We start from the raw sequence: 25,334 nt of genomic DNA on the forward strand, positions 1-25,334 counted from the left end.
GGAACGGTGAACCTCGGAACACGTCCGGGGTGACGAGGTGGCCGCGAACATGGCGGTCCGCATGGTCTTGAAATCGTTTTCGCGCGCAGAGGCGCTGAGAACGCAGAGGGTGGCGCGTGGCTTGGCCAGCGTCGCGGTCCGATGATCCGTCCCGACGAAGAGGGATTCACGCGAGGGCGCGAAGCCGCGAAGAAGAAGCAGAACGGGAGCCCGCCGATGCGAGACATCTTCGCGCCTTCGCGCCTTCGCGTGAACATCATCTTGGCGCAAGAGGCTGCCGCCGGCCTCGACGGCACCCCCCCTGCGTCCTTCGCGCCGCTGCGCGCCCGTCATTTCGCGATCCACGCGCGGAAGCGTTCGCCTTCGGCGTGCAGCAACTCGCCTTCGCATTCCGGGAGCGGTGCCGGGTCGTAGGCGAGGTCGAGCGCGATCGTCAGCACGCTGCCGTCGCCGAGCCGCCAGCGCGCGGTGACCGCCGCCTCGCCGGTCGCCTCGGCACCGATCGCCCGCGTGCCCGCCAGATGCGGCACGATCGCGCTCTGGCGCAGTGCGATCAGGTCGCGGATCAGCGTGCGCCAGCCATGCGCGTCGGGGCCGGGCTCGGGGCGGGAGCGTTCGAACGTGTCCGGCGCATTGGGGTCGGGGATGCGCTCGCGCGCGGCGGGGTCGGCGAAGGCGTCGAACTTGGCGAATTCCTTGCGCCGGCCCTTGCGCACCGCATCGGCCAGCTCGTTGTGGAAGTCGGTGAAGAACAGGAACGGCGTTTCGCTGCCCTCGGTATCGCCCATGAACAGCATCGGCACCTGCGGCCCAAGCAGCAGCAGCGCGGTCGCCGCGCGCAGCCGCGCGGTGTCGGTGAGCATGGTCAGCCGCTCGCCGAGCGCGCGATTGCCGACCTGGTCGTGGTTCTGAAGGAAGGCGACGAAGCGTGTCGGCGCGAGCTGCGCGCTCGGCGTGCCGCGGGGCGCGCCGTCGTGATTGGCCGAGCCTTCGCCCTGATAGATGAACCCTTCCGCCAGGCAGCGCGCCAGCCGTTCGGCGGGCCGGTCGGCGAAATCGCTGTAATAGGCGCTGGTCTCGCCGGTGAGCAGCACGTGCAGCACGTTGTGGAAATCGTCGTTCCACTGCGCATCGTACGCGCCGTCGCGCAGCCGTTCGGCGTCGTTGCGCTCGTTTTCGAGGACGAGGTGGATCTGCCGGTCGGGGAAGGCGGCGCGGATCTCCGCCGCCATCGCGTCGAGGAAGTCGGTGTTGCCGATGGCGTGCACCGCGTCGAAGCGCAGGCCGTCGATGCGATATTCGCCGAGCCACATCAGCGCATTGTCGACGAAGAAACGATGCACCGCCGGCTGGTCCACCGCGACCGCGCCGCCCCAGGGGGTGTGAACCGCGGCGTCGAAGAAGTCGGGCGCATAGACCGACAGATAGTTTCCGTCGGGGCCGAAGTGATTGTAGACCACGTCGAGAAAGACCGAGAGGCCGAAGGCATGCGCCTCGTCCACCAAGGCCTTGAGGTCGGCGGGCGCGCCATAGGCTTCGGCGGGGGCATAGGGCAGGACGCCGTCATAGCCCCAGTTGCGCGTGCCGCCGAAGGCGTTGACCGGCATCAGCTCGATCGCGGTGATGCCGAGCGCAGCGAGCGTCGGGATCTGGTCCATGACGCCCCGGAAGCCGCCAAGCACGCCGGCGTGCAGCTCGATCAGCACCGTCTCTTCCCACGGCCGGCCGCGCCAGTCGGGCACCGTCCAGGCATAACCGGAATCGATCACGAGGCTCCAGCCATGGACGCCGCCCGATTGCGCGCGGCTCGCCGGATCGGGCACGGCGAGATCGTCGAGACGGAAGCGATAACGGGTGCCCGCGGGTGCGTCGGCAGTGGCGGTGAACCAGCCGCCCTCGGCAGCCTCCATCGCGATCGTCGCGCCGCCGTCGATCTCCAGGGCCACCGCATCGCGCGCCGGCGCCCATATCGCGAAGCGGGTGCGGCCGTCCTCCAGCAGCTGTGCGCCCCAGCGGTGGCTCATGCCTCGCCCTCCCCGAAGCTGCTCGTCCAGGTGACCAGCACCGCGCCCTGCGGCGACACCTCGTAGCTGTCCTCGATCGCCAGTTCGCCCTGATCGGGCTTGGCGCTGTCGATCAGCACGGTGCGCCCGGCATGCGGCGGCGGCAGGTGGAAGGTCACCGGATCGGCCGAGCCGTTGAGCAGCAGCGAGATCGCCTCGACCTCGCCCGCCTCGTTGCGGCTGGCGCGGCGCATCATCAGTGCGCGCCCCTCCGGGTTCTGCCAATCCTCGGGGCTCAGTCGCTCGCCGCGCTCGTCCCACCATTCGACGTCGTTGATGCCGTGGCCGGGCGAATCCTGGCCGTAGAGGAAGGTCGCCGCGCGCAGCACCGGATAGCGGCGGCGCAGCTCGGCCAGCCGCGCGACGAAGTCGATCTGCGTCTGCCCGGCCTCGCTCGCCGCCAGTTCCCAGTCGAGCCAGCTGATCTCATTGTCCTGGCAATAAGCGTTGTTGTTGCCCTGCTGCGTCCGTCCGAATTCGTCCCCGGCGACGAGCATCGGCGTGCCGAGCGAGGCGAGCAGGGTGGTCAGCATCGAGCGCTGGACGCGGCCGCGCGCGTCGTTGATCGCGGGATCGTCGGTCGGGCCTTCGTGACCCCAGTTGCGCGAATGGTTGTTGTCGTGGCCGTCGCGATTGTCCTCGCCATTGGCCTCGTTGTGGCGCTGCTCGTACATCACCGTGTCGGCGAGGGTGAAGCCGTCGTGCGCCGCGAGCATGTTGATGCTCGCCCATGGCCGGCGCGAGCGGCGGTCGAACAGGTCGCCCGACCCCGCCAGCCGCGCGGCGAGATCGGCGCGCTGGCCGGCATCGCCGCGCCAGAACTGGCGGACGGTGTCGCGGTATTTGTCGTTCCACTCGGCGAAACCGGGCGGGAAATTGCCGAGCTGATAGCCGCCGGGGCCGACGTCCCACGGCTCCGCCATCAGCTTCAGCCGGCCGAGCACCGGGTCCTGGCGGACCACGTCGAAGAAGGCGGCGCCGGGGTCGAAGCCGTCATCCTCGCGCCCAAGCGTCAGGCCGAGGTCGAAGCGGAAGCCGTCGATGCCGAAGCTCGTCGCCCAATAGCGCAGCGAGTCGGTCACCATCTGGATGACGCGCGCCTTGGTGAGGTTGAGCGTGTTGCCGGTGCCGGTGTCGTTGATCGTGTAGCGCGGCTGATCCTGGACCAGCCGGTAATAGCTCGCATTGTCGAGCCCGCGCCATGACAGCGTCGGACCCTTTTCCGAACCCTCACAGGTGTGGTTGTAGACGACGTCGAGGATCACCTCGATCCCCGCCTTGTGCAGGCGGTGGACGGCGCGGCGCAGCTCGTCCTGGCTGTCGGTCGACATATAGGCCTGTTCGGGCGCGAAGAAGCCGAGCGTGTTATAGCCCCAATAGTTCCTGAGGCCCTTTTCCTGCAGGAATCGGTCCTGCGTGAAGCTGTGGATCGGCAGCAGTTCGAGCGCGGTGACGCCGATCCGCTTGAGATGCGCGATCACCGCCGGGTGCCCGAGCGCGGCATAGCTGCCGCGTTCGCGTGGCGGCACTAGCTCCATCAGCTTGGTCAGTCCCTTGACGTGCGCCTCGTAGATCACGGTTTCGGACCAGGGCGTGTTGGGCTTGGTGTCGCGCGACCAGTCCCAATGGTCGTCAACCACCACCGCCTTGGGCATCGCCGGCGCGCTGTCGCGCTTGTCGAAGCTCAGGTCCTCGCGCGCGTGGCCGACCTTGTAGCCGTGCAGCGCGTCGGTCCATTTGATCTGGCCGTGCAGCCGCCGCGCATAGGGATCGAGCAGCAATTTGTTGGGATTGAAGCGGTGGCCGTTCTCCGGCTCGTAGCGGCCGTGCGCGCGATAGCCGTAGATCAGGCCGGGCGCGGCATCGGGCAGATAGCCGTGGAACACCTCGTCGGTACATTCGGGCAGCGTGATCCGCTGCAACTCGCGCTTGCCGGCAGAATCGAAGACGCAGAGCTCGATACGGTCGGCATTGGCGCTGAAGACCGCGAAATTGACGCCGAGACCGTCAAAGGTCGCACCCAGCGGATACGGCGAGCCCGGCTCGAGCCGGTCGGGCAAGGAATGCACGTCTTAGGAACCCCCATGATGATCGTCGCTCCGCCAAACGCAGGTGCGGCATGGAAGCTCCCCCGCTAAAACGCGGGCGGCGCGCCGGCGGTGGGGCCGGCGCGCCTGTTCGGATCAGCGCTTGGCGAGCGGGTCGAGGCCCTCGGCACGCCACTGGCTGAGCGACTTGCACTCGCGCCGCGGGATGTGCGAGCCGGTGACCTGATCGACCAGGCAGACGCGCGGATTGTACGTCGCGCCTGCGGTGGCGGCAGCCGGGGCAGCCGGGGCGGTGGGGGTGGCCGACGGGGCGGGCGCCGCGGCGGAGGCGGCGGTGACGGACAGGAGCGCGGCGGCGATGGTGGTGATGAGCATGATGTTCCTCCCAAGGACACAGCCCGATGCGGCTGCATCTGTGGTAGTGCATTATGCATGCCAAACACTGCCTACGAGGGAAGAGGGCGGATTTCGGCCGTTTGATCCTGCGTGGAACGCCAACATCTGGCGGGCGGTGCCGAAGCTTGGGATCAGCGTGCGGGCTTGCTGAGGAAGCGCGAGCCGATCGCGCAGAAGCGCCACGGCGTCTCGACCGCACGGGTGATGCCGATCCGCGCGCCGGCATGGGTCGGCAGCGCGGCAGCGGCGGCGGCGAGCGTGAAGGGCGGCCGGTCGAGCGGTACGCCGTCGAGCGCCTTGTCGACGCCGAGCGCCTGGCACAGCCGGCCCGGTCCGGCGCACAGCAGGCGCGGATCGGCGAGGCCGCGCCGCGCGACCATCGTCGCGACGCCGTCGGTTGGCTCGATCGCGCGGATCAGCACCGCGCTGCCGGGACGGCAGACGAGGTTGAGGCACCAGTGGATGCCGTAGCTGCGATAGACATAGGCGTGGCCGGCGGGGCCGAACATCGCCGCGTTGCGCGGTGTCGGCCCGCGCGCGCTGTGCGAGGCGGGGTCGTCGGCATCATAGGCCTCGGTCTCGACGATCGTGCCGCCGACGCCGTCGATCAGCAGCGCCGCGCCGATGAGGTCGCGGGCGACGGTCGCCACGTCGCGATCGAAGAAGGAGCGGGGGAGGGGCATCGGGGTGGAGTTAGGCGCGGCGGGCGTGCGGGGGCAACACCTGCCTCCCGACACAGGGCGATTGCCCATGGCCGGGGGCGAGGTTCGATCGGTTTCCTGATCATAGCCGTCACCCCGGACTTGTTCCGGGGTCCACCCAGCCGCAAGAGAATGGTGTCGCATCAAGCCCTTCTCCTCGCCGCGGAGTGGACCCCGGAACGAGTCCGGGGTGACGGGGTGGCGTTGGCGGGCGACCGGCTCAAACAGACGGTCCTATGCGATAGCCCTGCCTTGCGGCGGAGGAGGGCTAAGCGTCACCATTCGTCGAGCACTGTCTCGAGCCGTTCCAGCCGTGCCTGCGGGTCCTCGATCCGTTCGGCGAGGATCAGGCGGCCGTTCTTCTCCGTAAAGCCCTCCGGCGGCGTCACCGGCTTGCGCGGGGTCAGCGCGATCGCGCCCGGGCCGGCGTCGATCCGCGCGATGTCCGCCGCGCGCGCCGCGACGCGGATGCGCGCGACGGCGAGCAGCAGCCGCGCAGCGTCGGGCAGGTCGCCGAACCGGTCCTCCAGCTCGTCGGTCAGGGCGTCGAGCCCGTCGGCATCCTCGATCCGCGCGAGCCGCGCGTAGGTGGTGACGCGCAGCTCCTCCTCGGGCATCCAGCTGTCGGGCAGGTGCCCGTCGAGGCCGAGATGCAGTTCGGGGCTCCAGCGCTCGACCGTCTCGCCGCGCGCGGTGCGCAGCGCGCTTTCGAGCAGATGCTGGTAGAGGTCGATGCCGATGAGCTTCATATGGCCCGCCTGCGTCTCGCCGAGCAGGTCGCCGGCGCCGCGCATGTCGAGGTCGCGCGCGCTGATCGCGAAGCCGGCACCGAGCCGGTCGAACGCCTCCAGCGTCTTCAGCCGCTTGAGCGTGCGCGGCGCGATCGTCGCCTCGGGATCGGTGAGCAGCAGCACCTGGCCGCGCCGGATGCCGCGGCCGACCCGCCCGCGCAGCTGGTGCAGCTGCGACAGGCCGAAGCGGTCGGCGCGCCAGATCACCATCGTATTGGCGCGCGGCACGTCGAGCCCGGCCTCGATGATGTTGGTGGCGAGCAGCACGTCGCCGTCACCGCCGGCGAAGCGCACCATCGCCTCGTCGATCTCGGCGGCGGGCATTTTGCCGTGCGCCTGGACGATCTCCAGCTCGGGCACCGACTTGGCGAGCTTCTCGGCGAGCGGCGCCATGTCCTCGATGCGCGGCACGACAACGAAGCTCTGGCCGCCGCGGGTGCGCTCGCGCAGCAGCGCGGTGCGCACGACGGTGGCGTCGAAGGCGCCGACGACGGTGCGGATCGGCTGGCGCCGCGCCGGCGGCGTGGCGATGACCGAAAGCTGCTGGAGCCCGATCAGCGCGGTCTGCAAGGTGCGCGGGATCGGCGTCGCGCTGAGCGTCAGCACATGGCCGGCGCCGAGCTCGCGCAGCCGCGTCTTGTCGGCGGCGCCGAACCGTTGCTCCTCGTCGATGATGACCAGCGCGAGATCCTGATAGGCGATGCCCTTGGCGGCGACCGCGCCGGTGCCGACGACGACATGCACCGATCCGTCGGCGAGCCCGGCCTTGATCCGCTTGCGGTCGGCGGCGGAGGTGAGGCGCGACAGGCCGGCGACGACGATGTCGGTCCCCTCGAACCGCGCCGCGAAGCTTTCGAGATGCTGGCGGGCGAGCACCGTGGTCGGCGCCGCGATCGCGACCTGATGGCCGGCAAGCGCGGCGATCGCCGCGGCGCGCAGCGCGACCTCGGTCTTGCCGTAGCCGACATCGCCGATCACCAGCCGGTCCATCGGCCTGCCCGAGGCGAGATCGTCGCGCACCGCGGCGATGGCGCGCGCCTGATCGGGAGTCTCGGTAAAGGCGAAGCCGGCGGCGAACCGCTCGTAGGCGGCGATATCGGGGACGAGCTTGGGCGCGGCGCGCTGGCCGCGTTCGGCGGCGAGTTCGGTCAGGCCGCGGGCGCTTTCGGCGATCGCGGCATCGATCGCGCCGCGCCGCTTCTGCCAGCTCGCGCCGTCGAGCTTGTCGAGCGTCACCGCCTCGGCATCCGCGCCGTAGCGCCAGATGCGATCGGCCTCGGTGACGGGGACGAGCCGGACGCCGGCGTCGGCATAGGTCAGCGCGATGGCGTCGCCCGCCTCGTCGGGCAGGGATTGCAGGCCGGTGACGACGGCGAGGCCGTGATCCTCGTGCACGACGACGTCGCCGATGCGGATCTCGCCATAATCGAACAGGCCGGTGTCGGCGACCGGGGTGGTCGGGCCGTCGCGCTCGGCGCGGCTGCCGAGCAGGTCGGCGGCGGCGATGGCGAGCACGCCGTCGCGACGAAAGCCGCGGTCGGCGGCAAGGGGCAGCGCGTGAACGCTGCCCGGCGCGGCGCTGCGGATCGCCTGCCATGAGGAGGCCTCTGCGACCGGCAGCTTGAGCGTCTTGGCGATACGGCGTTGCAGGAAGCGCAGGTCACGCGTCCCGCCCAGGATCGCGAGCCGGTCGCCGGCGTCGATCGCCGCGCGTGCTGCCTTGGCGAAGGCGCGCATCGGCGCCTTGTGCTCGACGAAGCGGGGTGGCGGGTCGCCGGCGCGCTCCAGCGGCGGCAGGGCGCGATCGGCGAGCGCCTTGCGCCAGCGCGCATCGCTCAGCGTGTCGCTGATCGCCCGTTTCGGCCGGCGCCGGGCGGCATCGGCGGCGAGCGCGAGGAAGCGGGCGCGGCGCGCGTCGGCGGCGGGTTCGATGCCGATCCGCGCGTCCGGCAGATGGGCGGCGAGCGGCACACCGGCGTCGGCGAGCGGCGGTTCGGCGACGCGGCCGAGTTCGCGCGCCGCGATCGCGCCGGTGGTGCGCTGGTCGCCCGGGTCGAAACAGCGCAGGCCGGCGACGTGGCCGTCGACCACCTCGACACGCAGCGGCAGGCTGGCGTCGGCGGGGAAGACATCGAGCACCTGGCCGCGCAAGGCGACCTCACCGGGCTCGTCGACGCGTTCGTCGGGGGTGTAGCCGATCTCGGTCAGGCTGGCGAACAGCGCCTCGAGATCGATCGGGGCGCCGTCGTCGACGCGCGGCGGCGCGGCGGCGAAGGAGTCGGGGGCGGGATAGGCGCGGCCGAGCGCCTCGCCGGTGGTGATGCAGGCGATGCGCGGCCGCTCGCCGCTGTCGAGCAGCAGGCGGATGCGGCGCAGCGCCGAAACGCGCTGGCCGACATTGCCGGGCGAGGCGGGGGCGGCATCACCGGGCAGCGCGTCGCTGCCGGGGCAGAACAGCACCTCGGCATCGGGGACGGCGAGCGCGAGCGCATGGCTCAGTGCGATCGCGCGAGGTTCGTCGGCGACGGCATAGAGCAGGTCGCCCTCGCCGAGCCGTTCGGCCAGCGCGGCGGCGGTCTCGGCAATGCCGAGCGGGTCGGGGCCGGAGGTATCGGGTGCCAGCAGGGGAGCGTCGGCGGCAGAGCTGGCGGTGGCCGGCATAGACCTATGTTGCCTTTCGGAAGAGGGTCGTTCCGAACGGCCGGTCGGCTGCGACGTTCCTTCGGTGTCGGTGCGAAAGCTGTGGATAGCGCGTTCAAGGCCGCGCCGCGGCCCGCTTACCCGGGATATAGACCGGCTCGACATTCAAGCTTTGGAGATAGCGCCGGCCCCGGGAGGGCAAGGCTATCGTGTGGACGTTCGCTTGAGTCCGCCGCCCCCCAATCCCACCCCGTCACCCCGGACGTGGTCCGGGGTGACGGATACAAGGAGGACGTTGACACGAACCTCATCACCGGAGCCATAGGCGATAGTCCTTCCCCCTAGAGGGGAAGGAGTTGGGCTGAATGTCGATCCGGCTTAATCCGGGGTGGCGGGCCGTCTGATCCGGCGTCAGTCGACCTGCGCGAGATAGCGTTCGAGGTCGTCGCTGCCGCCGATGCGTTCGCCGTCGATGAACACCAGCGGCGTGGTGGCGACGTCATGCTCGGCCTTGAACGCGTCGACCTCATCGCGCGACCGCAGGATCTGGTCGTCGACCTCGAAGCCTTCGGATTGCAGGATCTGCTTGGCGCGGACGCCGAACGGGCAGATGTGGTCGGGCAGGACCATACGGTACAAGGTAGCGGTGCGGCTGTCGGCCATGTCGGGTCCTTTCGGGCAGTTGCGTCTATAGCGCGGCAGCGCCGCGTGCGTTCCGTCAGCCGCCGGGTTTGAGGTTGGCGGCGACCAGCGGCGTCAGCCGGTCGGCGATGCGCGCGACGCCGGCGGCATTGGGATGGACGCGATCGGCCTGCATCAGCTTGGGATCGCCGATCACCCCGTCGAGCACGAAGGGGTAGAGGCCGGCCTGATCGCGTTTCGCCAGATCGGGCCAGATGCGGTCGAAGGCGGCGACATATTCGCTGCCGAGATTGGGCGGCGCCTTCATCCCGGTCAGCACCACGGGCACGCCGCGGCGGTGCAGCACGTCGAGCATCGCCGTCATGTTGGCCCGCGTCTCGGCGGGCGGAAGCTGGCGCAGCACGTCGTTGCCGCCGAGGCCGAGCAGCACGAGGTCCGGCTTGCGCGGCAGATTGTCCAGCACGAAGCCGAGCCGCTGCCGTCCCGCCGCGCTGGTGTCGCCCGAGACGCCGGCGTTGACGATCGTCGCGTTGATCCCGCTCCGCCGCAGCCGGGCCTGCACCGCATCGGGCAGGCTCTGGCCGCGGTCGAGGCCATAGCCGGCGTACAGGCTGTCGCCGAACGCCAGCACCAGCCGTTCGGGGCCGGCGGGTCGGGGCGCCGCGCTGGCGCCGACCGCGGCGGTGGGTGTCGGCGCGGGCGCCGGAGGCGGGGCCGGGCGGTCACAGCCCGCCAGCATCAGGGCTTGGCCGAGCGCGGCCGCTGCCGCATAGCGTATCATCAGCCCCTTCAAGGCCTTGTCCTCCCGATATGACCGAACCCGCTATGGTGATCGATGCGCGCGATGTCACGCTGACGCTCGGCGAAACCGCGATCCTGCGCGGCATCGACCTGTCCGTCGCCGCCGGCGAGAGCGTCGCGCTGCTCGGCACGTCGGGGTCCGGCAAATCGTCGCTGATGGCGGTGCTTGCCGGGCTGGAGCGGGCGAGCGGCGGACGGGTGACGGTGGATGGACTCGATTTCGGCCGCCTCGACGAGGATGCGCTGGCGAAGGCGCGGCGCGGGCGGATCGGCATCGTGCTGCAGGCCTTCCACCTGCTGCCGACGATGACCGCGCGTGAGAATGTCGCGGTGCCAATGGAGCTGGCCGGGGCGGCGGATGCTTGGGCGCGGGCGGAGGCGGAACTGGCGGCGGTCGGCCTCGACCACCGGCTCGATCACTATCCCGCCCAGCTGTCGGGCGGCGAGCAGCAGCGCGTCGCGATCGCCCGCGCGCTCGGGCCGCGGCCGCCGCTCGTGTTCGCCGACGAGCCGACCGGCAATCTCGACACCGCGACCGGCAGCGCGATCATGGACCTGCTGTTCGCGCGGCGGGCGGCGATTGGCGCGACGCTGGTGGTGATCACGCACGACCGCCGCCTCGCCGAACGCTGCGACCGGGTGGTGACGCTCGCCGACGGGCGAATCGTGTGAGCGGCTGGGCGCTGTCGTGGCGGCTGGCGCGGCGCGAGCTCGACTGGCGCTTCCGCGGCCTGCGGCTGCTCGTCGTCTGCCTGCTGCTCGGCGTCGCGGCGCTTGCGGCCATCGGTGGGCTCGCCGACGCGGTGGGGCGCGAATTGGCGGCGCGGGGGGCGGTGATCCTCGGCGGCGACGTCGAACTGGCGGTGTCGCAGCGGTCGGCGAGCGATGCCGAGGGCGCGGCGATGGCGCGCGTGGGTGCAGTGTCCGAGACCGTGCGGATGCAGGCCAATGCGGTGGCGGGCGGCAATGCGGCGCCAATCCAGCTGAAGGCCGTCGATACCGCTTATCCGCTCTACGGCCGGGTGACGCTGGCCGGCGGGCGCCGGGTCGGCGCGCCGCCGCCGGGGCAGGCATGGATCGCGCCGGCGCTCGCCGAGCGGCTGCGGCTGACGCCCGGCGGCCGCGTCATGATCGGGGCGGCGCGCCTGACCGTCGGCGGGATCATCGCCGACGAGCCCGATCGGCTCGGCGAGGGCTTCACGCTCGGCCCGGTGGCGATCGTCGCGCTGGCGAGCCTGCCGGCGACGCAGTTGGTGCAGCCGGGCAGCCTGTACGAGACGCGCTATCGCCTGCGCCTGCCGTCCGGCAGCGATCCGGCGCGCGTCGCCAAGGCCTATGAGGCGCGCTTTCCCACCGCGGGCTGGGAGAGCAAGACGCGCGAGCGCGCCTCGCCGGGGGCGTCACGCTTCGTCGACCGGATGGGCGAGTTCCTGACGCTGGTCGGGCTTGCCGCGCTGGCGATCGCAGGGATCGGCGTCGGCAACGGCGTGGCCTCGTTCCTCGCCAGCCGGCGCGGTGGAATCGCAACGCTCAAGGTGCTCGGCGCCACCACCGGCGACGTCGCACGCATCTATGCGATCGAGATCGGCGCGGCGGCGCTTGCCGGGATCGCCGGCGGGCTGGCGATTGGCATCGCCGCGGTGCCGCTGCTCGGCAAGGCGCTCGCCGGTGCGCTGCCGGTGGTGCCGGACCTCACGCTGGAGCCCTGGCCGCTGCTGCGGGCGGCGGCCTACGGGCTGCTGATCGCGATCGCCTTTGCCGCGCCGCCGCTCGCGGCGGCGGGGGCGACGCCGGCGGCGGGGCTGCTGCGCGGGGCATTGGCTCCGATGCGCGCCGCGTCGTGGCGCGGGCGCGGCGTGGCGCTCCTCGCGGGCAGTGCGGCGGTGGCACTGGCGATCGCCACCTCGGCGCAGCCGGCGATGGCCGCGACCTTCCTGGCGGCGGTGGCGGGAGCGCTGCTGCTGCTCGCCGGGCTCGGGCGGCTAGTGCGCGCCGCCGCGGGGCGGCTGCCGCGGTCGCGCCGGCCGCTGCTGCGGCTCGCCATCGCCGCGCTGCACCGGCCGGGCGCTCGGACCGAGGCGCTGGTGGTGGCGCTGGGGCTCGGCCTCACATTGTTCGTGCTGCTCGCCGCGATCCGCACCAGCATCGATGCCAATATCGCCACCACCGTGCCCGCCCGCGCGCCGGCGCTGTTCGCGCTCGACGTGCCGCGGCCGCGCGAGGCCGAGTTCCGGCGCATTGTCACGGCGGCAGTGCCGGGCGCGGTGATCAAGACGGTGCCGATCCTGCGCGGGACGATCACCGGCTATCGCGACGTGCGCGTCGCCGATCTCAAGACGCTGCCCGAGGGCGCCTGGGCGCTGCGCGGCGAGCGCGGGCTGACCTATGCCGCGACCGTGCCCGAGGGCAGCAGGCTTGCCGCCGGCCGTTGGTGGCCGAAGGACTATGCCGGGCCGCCGCTGGTCTCGGTCGACGAGCGGCTGGCCAAGGTGCTCGACCTGCGGATCGGCGATCCGCTGACCGTCAGCCTGCTCGGTGTCGAACGCACCGCCCGCGTCGCCTCGCTGCGGACGATCCAGTGGGATACGCTCGGCTTCAACTTCGTGCTGGTCTTCTCGCCCGACACGCTGGCGGACGCGCCGCACAATCTCGCCGCGACGATCGACCTGCCGCGGGGCAGCGAGGGGCGGGTGACGCGGGCGCTGCTCGCCCCCTTTCCGTCGGTGTCGGTGATCGAGGTGCGCGGCGTGTTGGCGCAGGTGCGTGATCTCGTCGGGCAGGTCGCGGCGGCGATCGCCGCGGCGGCGGGGGTGGCGGTCGCGGCGGGCATCGCGGTGCTGATCGGCGCGATCGCCGCCGCGCGCGAGGCGCGCACCTATGACGCGGTCATCCTGCGCACGCTCGGAGCGACGCGCGTGCAGTTGCTGGCGGCGCAGGCGCTCGAATATCTGCTGCTCGGCGCGGTGGTGACGCTGGTGGCGCTGGCGCTCGGGCTGGGTGGCGCGTGGTATGTCGTGGTGCGGATGTTCGACTTCGCCTGGGCGCCCGATCCGCTGGTGGTGGCGGTAACGCTGCTCGCCGGGCTGGGCGTGACGCTGGGCATCGGGTTGGCGGGGGCGTGGCCGATCCTGAGCGTGCGGCCGGCGCGGGCACTGCGGGAGGTATGACCGACAATTCCTGCCCCGCGAGAGGGGCGTGACGGGGGCAGGGCGGACGCGCCTCGTCGGGTGGCCCGTGTCCTCCCCCTCCACCATCCGGCTTGCGCCGGACGGTCCCCCTCCCCCTGGCCGGGGAGGATTTGGTGCGGGTCGGCATTCGGACGTTAGGGAAAACTCCTCCCTGCAAGGGGGAGGTGGCATGCCGAAGGCATGATGGAGGGGGAGGACAGGGCGGACGCGCCTTGTCGGGCGGCTCGTGTCCTCCCCCTCCACCATCCGGCTTGCGCCGGACGGTCCCCCTCCCCCTTGCGGGGGAGGATTTGGTGCGCATCGGCATTCGGACTTTAGGGAAAGCTCCTCCCCTGCCAGGGGGAGGTGGCATGCCGAAGGCATGACGGAGGGGGAGGACAGGGCGGACGCGCCTTGTCAGGTGGCCTGTGTCCTCCCCCCTCCACCATCCGGCTTGCGCCGGACGGTTCCCCACCCTGGCGGGGGAGGATTTGGTGCGGGTCGGCATTCGGACTTCAGGGGAAAGCTCCTCCCCTTGGCGGGGGATGAAGTGGCTTTAGGTCCAGTAGAGGATCCGCGCGTGCGGCAGGTGCCTTGCCACCTCCGCCTGGAAGAACCGCTTCAGCCCGCCCATCGTCTCGGCATCGTAGACGTATTTGAGCGACCCGAACTTGGTCCGCTTCTGCGTCCGGTTCTCGGCGCCCATGTCGAGCTTCGATGCGGGATACCAGCTGTCGAGCACCGCCTTCGACCCCGGCGTGTAGCGGTGTGTGATCAGCTCGATCGTGCAGTCCGTCGTCACGTCGGCAAGCGCCGCCCCGGCCTGCGCGAGCAACTCGCCATAGGCCTGTTCCCAGCCCTCGGCGGCGATGATCGGCGCGATCGTCAGGCCGATGGGATAGCCGGCGCGGCCCATCCGCGCGAGCGCCGCCAGCCGCGCGGCGACCGGACTCGTCCCACCCTCGAAGCGGGCGAAGCGCGCCGGGTTGATCGATGCGCGCATCCGAGTGCGGCCCTGATGGTCGAGGGCGAGCAACGGCTCGACCGAGTCGAACTTGGTGGTGAAGCGCAGCTGCACCGGCGCCTGCCATTGGCCGAATGCCGCGATCAGCGCCGACAGCGAGCCGGTGAGATGTTCGAGCCCGAGCGGATCGGTGTAGCAGCTCGCCTCATAGGTCGTGCCCTCGTCCGCGCGCGCCGCCGAGCGCGAGGTCACGGTGCCTTCGCCGAGATAGTGCGGCAGCGCTGCGACGATCGCCGGCAAATTGGCATAGGCGCGGGTGATCGGCGGCCCCTTGAGCGAGCCCGCCAGATAGCAATAGCTGCAATGCGCCGGGCAGCCCTCGGCAAGGTCGACGCGCCAGTCGGCCGAAGGCGCGATCGGTTGCAGCCGCAGCTTGCCCGGCGGCGCGACGACCACCGCCAGCGTCTTCTTCGCGGCTGCATAGGCGGCGGCGGGATCGTCGGGCAGGCCGAGCGCCAGCCGGTCGGAGGCGAGCCGCTCGACCGGAATGCCGCGCGCCTCGGCGCGCGCGGCGATCGCGCGGCCATGCTCCCAGGCGAGCGCCGAGCGGGTGACCAGCACGCGCTTGGGCAGCCACGGCCGCGTGGCGCGCGGTTCGCTCATGCCAGCGTCTCGAACCAGTCAGCATAGGGCGTGTTCGCCGCCATGTGCCGGTTGAGGTCGGGTGCCCCATCGTCCCACCAGACCGGGCCGCGCTCGCCGAGCGCCTGTTTGGCGGCGTCGACACGCGCGCGGGCATCGCGTTCGGCGGCGGCGTCCCTGCCACGCAAGGCGGTGCCGACGTCGCGGCGCGCCTGCATCAGTTCGTGGACCAACGCCGCGCGGCGATCCTCGCCGAGGGCGGGATTGGCGCGACGCCACAGCCGTCCGCGCACCACGATATAGCGGCCATCGGGCGTCATCGGAGGGGCGGCGTCACGCATCCCGGACCAACGCACCAGCCGGCCATGCGTCGCAAGCCGTTGGCTCGCAGTGGAAAGATCGTCCGGCCACCCTACATGCCGTCTCACCCCCCAACGGAGATTCCATGACGTATTCGCCGGTTCACGCCGATCCCCTGCTGCTGGCCTATGGCGACAGTCTGATCGCCGGTTACGGCCTTGCCGCCGCCGACGCCTTTCCCGCCCGGCTGGAACAGGCGCTGCGCCGCGACCGGCCCGGCACCGCGGTGATCGCGGCGGGCAGATCGGGCGATACGACGCAGGACGCGCTGCTGCGGCTGCCACGGACGCTCGCCGGCCTGTCGCGCCGGCCGGACCTCGCCGTGGTGCAGATCGGCGCCAATGACGTGCTGCGCGGCATCGCGCCGGAACGGATGCGCGCCAACCTCGATGCGATGCTGACCGAGTTCGGCCGTTGCGCGATCCCGGTGCTGCTGACCACGATCGAGCCGCCGGCGATCTTCGCCGACCATATTCGCGGCTATGCCGGCATCCATGCCGCGGTGGCGCGGCAGCATGGCGCGGCGACCTGCGCCTTCTTTCCCGCCGGTGTGCTCGGTCACCCGGCGATGGCGCTGGCGGATCGTATCCACCCCAATGCCCGCGCGATCGGGCAGGTGGTGGATCAGGTCGCGCCGGCGGTCATGGCGGCGCTGCGCGCTGCCACGCGGGCGGCGGCCTGACGCTTGCCTTGGCGGCGCGGGGCGGCGAGACGGTGACGATGGATCGCATGACGCTGCACTTCGACGGAGGGTCGCGGCCAGACCCCGAGCGGATGGAGATCGCGGTGGTGACCGGCGGCGTCACCTACGTTCGCGACGACCTTGGCCCCGGCGACAATTGCACCGCGGAATGGCTGGCGCTGCTCTACGCGGTCGAGATCGCGACGGCGGCGGGGGCGCGGGATGCGGTGTTCATCGGCGATGCGCGGACGATCGTCGAACAGGCGCTCGGCCGCTGGAAGTGCCGCAGTCCGCATTTGCAGCCGCATCTCGCCGCCTATCGCGCCGCGACGGCTGCCTTCGCGCGCGTCCACGTCCGCCACGTCGGCCGGTCGAAGAACCTTGCCGGGATCGCGCTCGCCCGCCGTCACCCCCGCTAGCCGGGCGATCATTTCGCAGGTGCGGAAACAGCAGCGGAAACACTGGGGGGGCTGCGCGTTGGTCGGTGTCATCATTGAACAGGAGCGACCGTAATGAACCAGGATCAGATCGAAGGTACCGCAGGCGATCTCACCGGCAAGCTCAAGGAAGGCCTGGGAAAGGCGACGGGCGACACCGAGACGCAGAATGCCGGCGTGGTCGATCAGATCAGCGGCAAGGTGCAGAAGACCTTCGGTGACACCAAGGAAACCGTCGCCAAGAACGCCGCACCGCTTGCCGACAAGGCGCGCAAGTTCGCCAGCGATCGTCCGTTCGCCGCCGCCGCGCTCGCCGGCGTGGTTGGTCTGGCGATCCTGAACACGCTGCGCGGCAAGACGTCGGCCTAAGCGCCGGCGCAAGCGCGTACGAAAAGGGGCGTCGGCAGGATCTGCCGGCGCCCCCCTTTTAATGTCCGTCCGACTGGCGTGGCCGGGATCACCCGGCCACGTCCGCGTTCGATCAGGACTTGAGGCCCTTGGCCATGTTGAGATGCGCGGCGACGGTCGGGACGAGACCCGATGCGAAGGTCTTGAGCGCCGGCACGTCGCCGGTCGCCGCATAGCCGCGGAGCAGGTCGAGCGTCTGCTGATGGCCGGACTGCTGCGCCGCGATATAGGCGGCGTCGAAGTCCGCGCCCTTCTTGGTCTTCAGCGTGTCGACCAGCGTCTGCTGCTCGGGGTTCAGCTTGGGATCGGGGGTCAGCGCCGGGGTCAGGCCCGCGGTCGTCGCCTTCAGCTTGTCGGTCGAGGCGGTGTGCGCCGCGATCATCTGGTTGGCGAACTTCTTCACTGCTGCCGAGCTGCTGTTGTCGAGCGCAAGCTTCGACGTGGCGATCTCGAAGGCATCGCTGGCCGCCGCCGAATTGACGAACGCCTGGCTGCCCGTCGCCGGCGCAGTCGCGTTGGCATCCGCGGTGCCGGCGGTGTTCGCGTCGAACGCCGTGGTGTCGTTGGTGGCGAGCGTGGTGTCGTTCGCGGTCGTCTCGGTCTTCTGACCGCAGGCGGCCAGCGCCAGCGCCGATGCCGACAGGATCACCATGGATTTCTTGAGCATCTGTATCTCCCTTGCTGCGCGCCCTGAACGTCCGGGCGTCGCGACGCGTTCCGTTTGGCATGGGAGCGATCCGGGCGGCCCGACGTTGCACGTCTGATCCCAATCCTCAGGAGACACGCGTTGAGCATTTTCGGCAACATCATGGGCAAGATCTTCCACCACAAGAAGGACGCGCCCGCTGCCCCCGCCGCGCCGCAGACGACGCAGGCGGCTCCCACCCCGACGCCTGCTCCGGCCGCCGCGCCCGCCGCTGCCGCACCGGCCGCCCCGGCGCAGCCGGTCGATGTCGGCGCCGTCCTGTCGGAGATGGCGACGATGAAGAACGGCGGCGGCAATTATCAGTCGTCGATCGTCGACCTGCTCAAGCTGCTCGACCTCGATTCGAGCCTCGCGGCGCGCAAGGAGCTGGCGCAGGAACTCGGCGTGCATGCCGGCGACGACGGCAGCGCCGAACAGAATATCGCGCTGCACCGCGCGGTGATGGCGAAGCTCGCCGAGAACGGCGGCATCGTCCCCGACAGCCTGCGCGGCTGACGCTGCGCGACCCCTCTCCCGCTGGGGGAGGGGTCGCTCCTACCCGAGCGCCGTCCGGGTGATCGCGTGGCGGCGGCGCAGCATCGCCGGCACATCCTCGCGCGGCATGCTGTGACCAAACCAGAAGCCCTGACCGACGTCACAGCCCTGGGCGAGCAGATAGCGCGCCTGTTCCTCGGTCTCGACGCCTTCCGCGACCACGGTCATGCCGAGCCGGTGGCCGAGGGCCACCACCGCATCGACGATCGCGGCATCGCCGGCATCGCAGTCGAGATGGCTGATGAAGCTGCGGTCAATCTTGATCGTATGGACCGGGAACGCCTTTAGGTGGGTCAGCGAAGCGTAGCCGGTGCCGAAATCGTCGAGCGCGATATGCACGCCGGCGCGGTTGAACGTCTCCAGCATCGATGCAACGCATTCCGCGCCGCGCCCGACGAACACCGTTTCGGTGACCTCGAGCTCGAGCCGGTCGAACGGCACGCCGGCACGGCCGAGCCGGCCGAGGATGCGATCGGTCAGATCATCGCGGCGGAACTCCGCGGGTGACAGGTTGAACGCGATCCGGCCGAAGTCGAGCCCCCCGTCGAGCCAGCGCCGCATGTCGTCGACGATGGCGCCGAGCATCCGCTCGCTCAGCCCCAGCGCCAGCTCGAAATCCTCGAACGCGGCGCAGATCGTCGCGGGCGCCTGTGGCCCGAAGGTCGGATGCTGCCAGCGCAGCAGCGCCTCGAAGCCGCACACCTGCCCGGATTCGAGCGCCACCTTGGGCTGGTAGAAGGGCATGATCCGGTCGTCGCGGATCACGTCGCGGGCGATGCTGAGCATCGACGAGCGGCGTTGCAGATCGGCGCGCATCGGCGGCTCGAACATCAGCAGCCCGCCGCGGTAGTTCGCCTTGGCGGCGTACAGTGCGATGTCGGCGGCCTTGAGCAGCTCGGCCGCGGTCGCGCCATGGGTGGGGAACAGCGAGCCGCCGGCGGTCGCCTGGCAATCGAGGATGCGTCCGTCATGCGACAACGGCTCGCTCACCGCATGGAGCGCGGCGCGGACGCGTTCGGTCACCTGCTGCGCGTCACCGGCACTTTCGATCAGCGCGGCGAACTCGTCACCGCCCAGCCGCGCCAGCGTGCAGCCGGTGCCGAGCGCGCGGTGCAGGCGCGTGCCGAGCGTGCGCAGCACGATGTCGCCGGCGTCATGGCCGATCGTGTCGTTGGTCTCCTTGAGATCGTCGACGTCGAACAGCACCAGCGCCAGATTGCTGTCCGCCTGCTGTGCCTGAGCGATCGCCGCTTCCAGCCGCTCGCCGAAGCTGGCGCGATTGGGCAGGCCGGTGAGCGCATCGTGATGCGCGGCAAAGCGGATGCGATCCTCGGCGGTGCGCTCCTCGGTGACGTCGCGGGTGGTGACGAGCACGCGGCTGAGCTTGCCCGACGGCGCCTCGATCCGCCACCCGCCGGTCTTGATCCAGCGTTCCTCGCCGGTGTCGGCGCGGTGGATGCGCAGGATCGTGTCGAAGCGATGGCTGCCGTCGCCGGCATCGACCGCGGCGATCAGCGCCTGCAGGCGGTGGCGATCCTCCGGCACCACGAGGGCGAGCGCCGTGGCCACCGTCGGGGGGGTGTCGGCCGGCAGGCCAAGCATCGCCTTCAGCTCGTCCGACCATTCGCGCTGGCCGGTGCTCGCGCTGTAATCCCAGATGCCGAGCCCTGCGGCATGCGCGGCGAGGCGGAAGCGCTTCTCGCTGTCGCGCAGCGCATGTTCGGCGAGCTTGCGGTCGTGGATGTCCTCCAGCGTGCCGTACCAGCAGATCGTCGCGCCGGCGGCATCGCGTCGCGCCGTCGCGCGCGAGCGGAACCAGCGATAGTCGCCGTCGGGCGAGCGCAGCCGGTATTCGATATCGATGGTCCGGCCGGTCACTACCGCGGTCCGCCATGCCGCCATGGTCGGTGCGCGATCCTCGGGGTGGAGCGCGCTGAGCCAGCGCATTCCCATCGCCTCGCCGGGGGTGCCGCCGGTCACCGTCTCCCAGCGCGAGCTGACCGTCCGGACCAGCCCGTCGGCATCCGCCGTCCAGGTGATCTGCGGGTTGAGTTCGACGGTATGGCGGTAATGTTCCTCGCTCTCGCGCAGGCGCGCCTCGGCGGCGCGGCGTGCGGAAATGTCCTGCACGATGGTGATCGTCGAGAGTGCGACCCCCGCGGCATCGCAGACGAAGGAGACGTTGACGTCGCACCACACGGTCGTGCCGTCGGGGCGGACGAAGCGCGCCTCGACCTGGAACGGGGTCGAGTGCGGCTGATGGCGATTGTACGCGGCGACGACGCCGGCCAGGTCGTCGGGGTGCAGGAAGGCGTCGATTGACAGGCCGGACAGCGCGGCCTGATCGCGGCCGACGAGCGCGCAGAACCGGTCGTTGACGGTCAGCACGCGGCGGCGGCGGTCGCGGTGCAACAGGCCGATCCCGGCGCGGCTCAGCACGGTGTTAAGCGGCAGGCCGGTGTCCAGCCCGGCGACGGCGCGGGCCACCGCGGCGCGGATCGCGGCCGTGTCGGCGACCGGCACGGTGTCGCCGCCTGCCGATTCGGCATCGGCTAAGTCATGGCGATCAAAGCCGCTATCCTCCCAACGATCCAATGTTCTTCCTTCGCGCGATCAATCGCCCGTCCGGCTTGGGTGGCCGGCGCTTAACGAAGGGTAACAAAACCGATTTGAGTAGGTCTCAGCCGGCGAGCGGCAATTGCTGCGCCAGCGCCGCATTCTGGCGACGCATGTGGCGCAGCGCCTCGGCGACCCGGTCGGCGTCGAGCGCATCGACCACCGGGTCGTAGCCCGACGGCACGATCCCCTGGCCGAGCAGCACCGCGACCCAGCTCGGCACGGTGAACAGCTCGTCGTCGTAGCGGAAGATGCGGCCCTTCTCGCGGAACAGCGCGATCTTGTGCGCGAGCGTGTCGGGCAGCGCCATCGTCCGCACGTGCCGCCAGAACGGCGTGTCGTCGCGGCGGGTGGCGGCATAATGGAGGATGATGAAGTCGCGAATCGCGGCATAATGATCGCCCATCAGCCGGTTGTATTCGTCGCGCTCGATCGGGCTGAACCGGTTGTCCGGGAACAGCGCGAACAGCTTCGATATCCCCTCCTGGATCAGATGGATGCTGGTCGATTCGAGCGGTTCGAGGAAGCCGCCGGCAAGGCCGAGCGCAACGACGTTGCCCGCCCAGCTCTGCCGACGTCGCCCGGCGGTGAACGACAGCCGGCGCGGCGCCGCGGTCGGGACGGCGTCGAGGTTGGCCATCAGCACGCGTTCGGCCTCGGCATCGTCGGTGAAGCCGCTGGCGTAGACGTAGCCGTTGCCGGTGCGGTGTTGCAGCGGGATGCGCCACTGCCAGCCCGCCGCATGCGCGGTGGCGCGGGTATAGGGAAGCAGCGGCTGCGTCCGCTCGGTCGGCACCGCGATCGCGCGGTCGCAGGGCAGCCAGTGCGACCAGTCCTCGAACCCGACGCCCATCGTCTCGCCGAGCAGCAGGCTGCGAAAGCCCGAGCAGTCGAGGAACAGGTCGCCCGCGATTTGCCGGTCGCCCTCCAGCCGCACCGCGCCGACATGGCCGCGCTCGTCCTGCTCGACGCCGATGATCCGCCCCTCGACGCGCACCGTCCCCTGGTCCTCGGCGCGTCGGCGCAGGAAGGCGGCGTAGAGGCCGGCGTCGAAATGATAGGCGTAGTCGACCCCGGACAGCGGCGAACGCGGGTCGGGGGCGGGGGGCGCGAAGCGGCCGGCGCGCGCGGCGACCGCCGCCATCGCATAGCCTTCGAAATCGCCGATCCCCGGCCGGTCGCGCAGCTTGAGCCAGAGCTGGTGGAAGTTGAGCCCCTCGATATCGCGACCCGGCGTGCCGAACGGGTGCATGTAGCGTTCGCCTACCGCACCCCAGTCGACGAATTCGATGCCGAGCTTAGGCGTGCCGCCGGTCGCGCGCAGGAAGTCCGCCTCGTCGATCCCCAACCGTGCGTTGAAGCTGCGGATCGGCGGGATCGTCGCCTCTCCGACGCCGACGGTGCCGATCGCGTCGGATTCGATCAGGGTGATCGTCCGCTGCCCGTCGTTGAGGAAGCGCGAGGCGGCCGCCGCTGCCATCCAGCCGGCGGTTCCCCCGCCGACGATCACCACCCGGCCGATCGGTGTTCCGCTCATCGCCTGCCTCGCTGCGCTGCCGCCAGATACTCGGGATAGGCGGGCAGGCCGGCGGGCAGCGCCGCGACCGCCTGGCGCAACCCGGCCAGCGCCGCGACCGCACCGGCGCGTGGCGCCGACAGCGCCAGCGGATCACGCCGCACCGGCCGCACGCCGAGTCCGATCAGCGCCTGCTGCCACGTCGCCTGCGGCACCATCTCCTCCTCCAGCGGCGGCAGCGTGCCGCGCTGGCCGAATTGCGCGAGCGCCGTCGCCAGTTCGGCGGGGTGCTGCCGGGCGCGCTGCGCATGCCAGATGTCGCCGCGCCGGTGCCCGACGCCATAGAAGGCCGCCGCATATGCGTGGAGCCGGTCGGCGCGCAGCGTCGCGCGGCGGTTGTATTCCGCGACCAGCAGCGGCTCGGGCGTGCGGACGGGCATCAGCGCCAGCGCGAGGTCGAGGTTGGCGAGCGCCAGGGTGAACCCCGGCCAGCCCAGCGGCCCCAGCGCCGCGGCGGCATCGCCGAGCGCCAGCACGTTGCCGGTCAAGGGCATGACCTGCCGCCGCGGCCGGATCGCGATCCGCTCGCCGGGGCTGGTCATCTGCCTGGCGGCGCGCGCGTCGCTGGTCGTCGCTGCGGCATAGGCCACGGCGGCGAGCGTACGCCCCGCGAGCGGCCAGCGCGCCGTCCAGCCGCTCGTCGTCGCCTCATAGCGGTCGAGCGGCGACGGTCGCGGCGGTGCGGCGCCGAGCAGCAGCCGGTCGACGGGCAGCGTCGCGCTCCAGTCGATCCATGCCGCGTCCTGCGCGGCAAGCAGCGCGGCGGGGCCGCTCGCGTCGACGAACAGGTCGGCGGTCAGCGACAGTCCGTCGCTCGTCGTCAGCGCCGTGACCCGGTCGCCTTCGCGATCGATGCGGACGCTCTCCGGTGCAACGACGCGCACCCGCGCGGCACGCAGCGCGTCGAGGAAGGCGGGCGTCGCCGCATCGGCATCGAGCCGCAGCGTGTAGGTGACCTGCGACAGCAGCGAGCGGGGATCGTCGACCGGCGGCGCGAACCGCTCCGCCGTCGCCAGCGCGGCAGCAGGAACCAGCGCGTCGAACGGTCCGTCGCCATGCGCCAGCCACAGCTGATGCAGCGCCGCGCCGGCGATCGTGGGCATGGTTTCGGACTCGCCGATCGTGAACGGTGCCTCGCCCCAGGTGAAACGCTCGCCGATCCGGTGCGTCGCCGCGCCCGCCGCGACCAGCGCCGCTTCGTCGATCCCGAGCGCCTCGAACGCCTCGGCCGCCTGCGGCGTCACCGCGGGCAGGCGGTCGGCAAGCGCCGCCGGATCGGGTGCGGTGGCGACGAAGGTCACCGTGGCGCGCGGCAGGGCGCGTGCGAACCCGATCGCCGCGCTCAGCGCGACGAGGCCGCCGCCGACCACGACAACGCTTTGCAGGCTCTCGCGCCGGTTCACGCCGTCGCCTGCAGATACGCGGCATGGTCAGGCATCGCGTCGACCGCGTCAGCGATCCCGCCGCGCAACGCGGCGAGCGCACGGTCAAGCGCCGCGGCATCGGGCAGGTCGGCGCGCGGGTCCCAGCCGTCGGGCACCACGTTCTGACCGAGATACACCGCCACCCAGCTCGGTTCGAGGAACAGGCCGTGGCTGTAGCGCGATACCTGTGCGGTCTGCCGCCATAGCGCCATCTTCTCGGCAAGGCTGTCGGGGATCGCCATCGTGCGGACGTGGTCCCAGAACGGCGAATCGTCGCGCGTCGTCGCGTGATAATGGAGGATCAGGAAGTCGCGCAGCCGGTCGTATTCGGCATCGACCAGCGCGTTGAACCCGTCGCGGTCGGCATCGGTGACGCGCTTGCCCGGGAAATGCTCGACCAATTGCGTGATCGCCATCTGCACCAGGTAGATGCTGGTCGATTCCAGCGGTTCGAGGAAGCCCGAGGCAAGGCCGATCGACAGCACGTTGCCGGCCCAGCTGCGTCGTCGCCGCCCGGCGCGGAAGCGCAGGTGGCGCGGCTCGGCGAGCGGCGGGTTCTCCATCGCCGCGACCAGCGCATCGGTGGCGGCGCCTTCCGACAGATGCGCGCTCGAATAGACATAGCCGTTGCCGACGCGGTGGGTGAGGGGGATGCGCCAGCGCCATCCCGCCGCCATCGCGGTGGCGCGGGTGAACGGTTCGATGCCGCCGTCGGGCGAGGCGCAGGGTGCGGCGACGGCGCGGTCGCAGGGCAGCCAGTGCGACCAATCCTCCCAGGCCTCGTCCATCGCGCCGCCGATCAGCAGCGCGCGAAAGCCCGAACAGTCGATGAACAGGTCGCCCGCGATCCGCCGCCCGTCGGCGAGCACGATCGCGGTGACGTCGCCATGCTCGGGATCGCGCTCGACCGTCGTCACCAGTCCCTCGGTGCGCCCCGCGCCCCGCGCCTCGGCATGCGCGCGCAGGAAGGGGGCGAAGCGCGTCGCATCGAACTGATAGGCATAGCCGAAGGCGCTGGCGAGATCGTGGGGGTCGCTGCCGGGGCGGGTGAAGCGCTGCGCGACGGCGGCGACAACCGCGGTCGAATAGTCGCCGATCGGTGCCGCCGCCCCGGCCTGGTGGCGCCGCAGCCAGTAATGATGGAAGCCGACGCCCGATAGCGGCCGGCCATAGCCGCCGAACGGATGGATGTAGCGGTCGCCGATCGCGCCGAAGTCGCGGAACTCGATGCCCAGCTTGAAGGTCGCGTGGGTCGCGGCCATGAACGCCGCCTCGTCGATGCCCAGCCGGGTGACGAACGCGCGCAGGTGCGGCAGCGTCGCTTCGCCGACCCCGACGATGCCGATCTCCTGCGATTCCACCAGTTCGACCTCGGCGGCGCCGGGTGCCAGCGTCGCCAGCGCCGCCGCGGTCATCCAGCCGGCGGTGCCGCCGCCGACGATCACCACCTTGATCCGCTGATCCGCCTGCACCCACCCTCTCCCACATGTGTCGTTCTACGGCGCAACCCGTTCGGAACGCGTCGCTTCCCCGTGTCCCTATGCTGATCTCTACAGGGAATGTGTATCGTTGACAGCGGCTTCGTGGCACGGCTTGGTGGCGCTACCACGATGTAGATGGTTCCCAGGGAGAGGATGATGATTTTGAGGTTCGGTACGGCTTGCGCAGCGCTCGCGCTGATGGTGGGCGCGTCGCCCGCAACGGCGCAGCAGCAGGCGGCCAGCGCCGCCGTTCCC

General features: G+C 71.1%; 20 protein-coding genes. 6 read left to right on the top strand and 14 right to left on the bottom strand.

From position 1 onward, the window contains the following. Nucleotides 1-329 precede the first annotated feature (329 nt). The 7 genes from treZ to HD841_RS06655 all read right to left on the bottom strand — a co-directional run bounded on the left by treZ (nucleotide 330) and on the right by HD841_RS06655 (nucleotide 10,074). The gene (gene treZ, locus HD841_RS06625) at nucleotides 330-2,024 is read right to left on the bottom strand and encodes a malto-oligosyltrehalose trehalohydrolase (protein ID WP_179508008.1); all 1,695 of its coding nucleotides are present in this window, start codon (nucleotides 2,022-2,024) and stop codon (nucleotides 330-332) included. Continuing rightward, entirely contained in the window at nucleotides 2,021-4,132 is a 2,112-nt protein-coding gene (glgX, locus tag HD841_RS06630) for a glycogen debranching protein GlgX (protein WP_373562941.1), read from the bottom strand. Before glgX ends, treZ begins: the two co-directional genes overlap by 4 nt. A 114-nt stretch (nucleotides 4,133-4,246) precedes the next feature. After that, a complete protein-coding gene (locus HD841_RS06635; protein WP_179508009.1) occupies nucleotides 4,247-4,486 on the bottom strand; it encodes a hypothetical protein in 240 nt (79 codons plus the stop codon). A 152-nt stretch (nucleotides 4,487-4,638) separates the two neighbouring features. Next, nucleotides 4,639-5,190 (bottom strand): DNA-3-methyladenine glycosylase, encoded by a 552-nt coding sequence (locus HD841_RS06640; protein WP_179508010.1) that lies wholly within the window; start codon nucleotides 5,188-5,190, stop codon nucleotides 4,639-4,641. A gap of 293 nt (nucleotides 5,191-5,483) precedes the next feature. After that, entirely contained in the window at nucleotides 5,484-8,660 is a 3,177-nt protein-coding gene (locus HD841_RS06645) for a helicase-related protein (RefSeq protein WP_179508011.1), read from the bottom strand. A gap of 390 nt (nucleotides 8,661-9,050) precedes the next feature. Further along, a complete protein-coding gene (locus HD841_RS06650; RefSeq protein WP_179508012.1) occupies nucleotides 9,051-9,302 on the bottom strand; it encodes a glutaredoxin domain-containing protein in 252 nt (83 codons plus the stop codon). A 55-nt stretch (nucleotides 9,303-9,357) separates the two neighbouring features. Beyond that, nucleotides 9,358-10,074, bottom strand: a complete 717-nt coding sequence (locus HD841_RS06655) for an arylesterase (protein ID WP_257015266.1) — start codon at nucleotides 10,072-10,074, stop codon at nucleotides 9,358-9,360. A 17-nt stretch (nucleotides 10,075-10,091) separates the two neighbouring features. On the opposite strand from HD841_RS06655, the gene HD841_RS06660 reads away from it, so the two are divergent. Then, on the top strand, nucleotides 10,092-10,754 hold the full coding sequence (locus HD841_RS06660; RefSeq protein ID WP_257015267.1) for an ABC transporter ATP-binding protein: 663 nt from the start codon (nucleotides 10,092-10,094) through the stop codon (nucleotides 10,752-10,754). Continuing rightward, entirely contained in the window at nucleotides 10,751-13,249 is a 2,499-nt protein-coding gene (locus tag HD841_RS06665; RefSeq protein ID WP_179508013.1) for an ABC transporter permease, read from the top strand. The genes HD841_RS06660 and HD841_RS06665 overlap by 4 nt, the downstream gene beginning before the upstream one ends. 556 nt (nucleotides 13,250-13,805) lie before the next feature. Here the strand turns inward: HD841_RS06665 and HD841_RS06670 are convergent. Further along, nucleotides 13,806-14,876, bottom strand: a complete 1,071-nt coding sequence (locus HD841_RS06670; RefSeq protein ID WP_179508014.1) for a spore photoproduct lyase family protein — start codon at nucleotides 14,874-14,876, stop codon at nucleotides 13,806-13,808. After that, on the bottom strand, nucleotides 14,873-15,196 hold the full coding sequence (locus HD841_RS06675) for a hypothetical protein (protein ID WP_257015268.1): 324 nt from the start codon (nucleotides 15,194-15,196) through the stop codon (nucleotides 14,873-14,875). Before HD841_RS06675 ends, HD841_RS06670 begins: the two co-directional genes overlap by 4 nt. Nucleotides 15,197-15,300: 104 nt before the next feature. On the opposite strand from HD841_RS06675, the gene HD841_RS06680 reads away from it, so the two are divergent. From HD841_RS06680 to HD841_RS06690, 3 genes are all read left to right on the top strand, one after another. Then, nucleotides 15,301-15,897, top strand: coding sequence for a GDSL-type esterase/lipase family protein (locus tag HD841_RS06680; RefSeq protein ID WP_179508015.1), 597 nt, complete (start codon nucleotides 15,301-15,303; stop codon nucleotides 15,895-15,897). Nucleotides 15,898-15,905: 8 nt separating this feature from the next. Continuing rightward, a complete protein-coding gene (locus HD841_RS06685; protein ID WP_257015269.1) occupies nucleotides 15,906-16,316 on the top strand; it encodes a reverse transcriptase-like protein in 411 nt (136 codons plus the stop codon). Between the two features lie 93 nt (nucleotides 16,317-16,409). Further along, a complete protein-coding gene (locus HD841_RS06690; RefSeq protein WP_179508016.1) occupies nucleotides 16,410-16,703 on the top strand; it encodes a CsbD family protein in 294 nt (97 codons plus the stop codon). A gap of 112 nt (nucleotides 16,704-16,815) precedes the next feature. Here HD841_RS06690 and HD841_RS06695 read toward each other — a convergent pair whose 3' ends face one another. After that, nucleotides 16,816-17,409 carry a DUF4142 domain-containing protein gene (locus HD841_RS06695; RefSeq protein ID WP_257015270.1) on the bottom strand — a complete coding sequence of 198 codons (594 nt, stop codon included), beginning with the start codon at nucleotides 17,407-17,409 and terminating at the stop codon, nucleotides 16,816-16,818. 120 nt (nucleotides 17,410-17,529) lie between these two features. On the opposite strand from HD841_RS06695, the gene HD841_RS06700 reads away from it, so the two are divergent. Then, nucleotides 17,530-17,943 carry a DUF3597 family protein gene (locus tag HD841_RS06700; RefSeq protein ID WP_179508017.1) on the top strand — a complete coding sequence of 138 codons (414 nt, stop codon included), beginning with the start codon at nucleotides 17,530-17,532 and terminating at the stop codon, nucleotides 17,941-17,943. Nucleotides 17,944-17,982: 39 nt separating this feature from the next. Here the strand turns inward: HD841_RS06700 and HD841_RS06705 are convergent, their stop codons facing one another. The 4 genes from HD841_RS06705 to HD841_RS06720 all read right to left on the bottom strand — a co-directional run bounded on the left by HD841_RS06705 (nucleotide 17,983) and on the right by HD841_RS06720 (nucleotide 25,070). Continuing rightward, complete coding sequence (locus HD841_RS06705) at nucleotides 17,983-20,577, bottom strand: sensor domain-containing protein (RefSeq protein ID WP_179508018.1); 2,595 nt, start codon at nucleotides 20,575-20,577, stop codon at nucleotides 17,983-17,985. Nucleotides 20,578-20,662: 85 nt separating this feature from the next. Then, the gene (locus HD841_RS06710; protein ID WP_179508019.1) at nucleotides 20,663-22,135 is read right to left on the bottom strand and encodes a tryptophan halogenase family protein; all 1,473 of its coding nucleotides are present in this window, start codon (nucleotides 22,133-22,135) and stop codon (nucleotides 20,663-20,665) included. Then, on the bottom strand, nucleotides 22,132-23,577 hold the full coding sequence (locus HD841_RS06715) for a tryptophan 7-halogenase (protein ID WP_179508020.1): 1,446 nt from the start codon (nucleotides 23,575-23,577) through the stop codon (nucleotides 22,132-22,134). The genes HD841_RS06710 and HD841_RS06715 overlap by 4 nt, the downstream gene beginning before the upstream one ends. Then, a complete protein-coding gene (locus HD841_RS06720) occupies nucleotides 23,574-25,070 on the bottom strand; it encodes a tryptophan halogenase family protein (RefSeq protein WP_373562942.1) in 1,497 nt (498 codons plus the stop codon). The genes HD841_RS06715 and HD841_RS06720 overlap by 4 nt, the downstream gene beginning before the upstream one ends. Nucleotides 25,071-25,334: the final 264 nt, after the last annotated feature.

Source organism: Sphingomonas melonis (assembly GCF_013409985.1).
Lineage (GTDB): Bacteria > Pseudomonadota > Alphaproteobacteria > Sphingomonadales > Sphingomonadaceae > Sphingomonas > Sphingomonas melonis_A.